4 protein-coding genes are annotated in these 1416 nt (G+C 44.1%); all 4 read left to right on the top strand.

The genetic code is table 11. The features are described 5' to 3' along the window. Positions 1-279 (top strand): 50S ribosomal protein L6 (locus B2Y23_RS14965; RefSeq protein WP_291371647.1); only part of this gene is annotated, 279 nt, incomplete at its 5' end. A 14-nt stretch (positions 280-293) separates the two neighbouring features. After that, positions 294-644, top strand: coding sequence for a 50S ribosomal protein L18 (gene rplR, locus B2Y23_RS14960; protein WP_053579516.1), 351 nt, complete (start codon positions 294-296; stop codon positions 642-644). Positions 645-646: 2 nt separating this feature from the next. Continuing rightward, on the top strand, positions 647-1144 hold the full coding sequence (rpsE, locus tag B2Y23_RS14955) for a 30S ribosomal protein S5 (protein ID WP_086195763.1): 498 nt from the start codon (positions 647-649) through the stop codon (positions 1142-1144). Positions 1145-1150: 6 nt separating this feature from the next. Then, on the top strand, positions 1151-1327 hold the full coding sequence (gene rpmD, locus B2Y23_RS14950) for a 50S ribosomal protein L30 (RefSeq protein ID WP_067762901.1): 177 nt from the start codon (positions 1151-1153) through the stop codon (positions 1325-1327). Positions 1328-1416: the final 89 nt, after the last annotated feature.

The raw sequence follows: 1416 nt of genomic DNA, 5'->3' as shown, positions 1-1416 counted from the left end.
AAGTTACAACTTATCGGTGTTGGTTATAAAGCTGCGGTTAAAGGTAACGTTGTTAACCTTAACCTTGGTTTCTCTCACCCGATCGATTACAACCTTCCAGAAGGTGTAACTGCTGAAACTCCTACTGCAACTGAAATTATTCTTAAATCTGCTGATAAAGCAGCTTTAGGTCAAGTTGCTGCAGATATCCGTGGTTACCGTCCACCAGAGCCTTATAAAGGTAAAGGTGTTCGTTATTCTGACGAAGTTGTACTTCGTAAAGAAGCTAAGAAGAAATAAGGCGCGAGGTTCTTATGAACGAAAAGAAACAATCCCGTTTGCGTCGTGCGAAAAGCACACGCTTGCACATTCGTGCATTGGGTGCGACTCGTTTGTGTGTAAACCGCACACCGCGTCACATCTATGCTCAAGTTATCTCAGCAGATGGTGGCAAAGTTTTAGCGCAAGCTTCAACTTTAGATGCTACTTTACGTGCTGGTACAACTGGTAACGTTGATGCAGCGACTAAAGTAGGTGCTTTAATCGCAGAACGTGCTAAAGCAGCTGGCGTTACTAAAGTTGCATTTGACCGTTCTGGTTTCAAATATCATGGTCGTATCAAAGCCTTGGCTGATGCTGCTCGTGAAAACGGCTTGGAGTTCTAATCATGGCTAAAGTTGAACAAAACGAAGGTCTTGTTGAAAAGCTGGTTGCCGTTGATCGTGTAGCCAAAGTTGTTAAGGGTGGTCGTATCTTCTCTTTCACAGCATTAACTGTTGTGGGTGATGGTAATGGTCGCGTAGGTTTTGGTCGTGGTAAAGCACGTGAAGTTCCAGCTGCTATTTCTAAAGCACTTGAAGCTGCTCGTCGTAACATGATTACTGTTGAGCTTGTTAACGGTACTGTACAACACCCTATTAATGCTCGTCACGGTGCAAGCCGCGTTTACATGCAACCTGCTTCTGAAGGTACTGGTGTAATTGCTGGTGGTGCTATGCGTGCAGTTCTAGAAGCTGTTGGCGTACATAACGTATTGACAAAATGCTATGGTTCTACAAACGCTGCTAACGTAGTAAACGCAACATTCAAAGGTTTGCGTGACATGACTTCTCCTGAGAAAGTCGCTGCGAAACGTGGTCTTTCAGTAGAACAAATTCAAGGGTAATCAATCATGAAAACGATTAAAGTTACCCAGACTAAATCTTCTGCGCACCGCTTGAAAAATCACAAGCTTAGCCTTAAAGGTTTAGGTCTGCGTCGTATTGGTCATACTGTAGAAGTGCAAGATACGCCTTCTAACCGCGGTATGATCAACCAAGTCTACTATATGGTTAGTGTAGAGGAATAAGCCATGACTCTGCGTTTAAATACTATCGCACCTGCAGAAGGTGCTAAACGTGACAACCTTCGTTTAGGCCGTGGTATCGGTTCTGGCGT

It is taken from the genome of Acinetobacter sp. UBA5934 (assembly GCF_002430855.1).
Classification (GTDB): Bacteria; Pseudomonadota; Gammaproteobacteria; order Pseudomonadales; family Moraxellaceae; genus Acinetobacter.
This window is presented reverse-complemented; position numbering and strand designations above follow the sequence as displayed.

What these genes read in the sequence shown, in the direction of transcription:
- rplR (WP_053579516.1), top strand. Translation starts at nt 294, where the DNA reads ATGAACGAAAAGAAACAATCCCGTTTGCGTCGTGCGAAAAGCACACGC.
- rpsE (WP_086195763.1), top strand. Translation starts at nt 647, where the DNA reads ATGGCTAAAGTTGAACAAAACGAAGGTCTTGTTGAAAAGCTGGTTGCC.
- rpmD (WP_067762901.1), top strand. Translation starts at nt 1,151, where the DNA reads ATGAAAACGATTAAAGTTACCCAGACTAAATCTTCTGCGCACCGCTTG.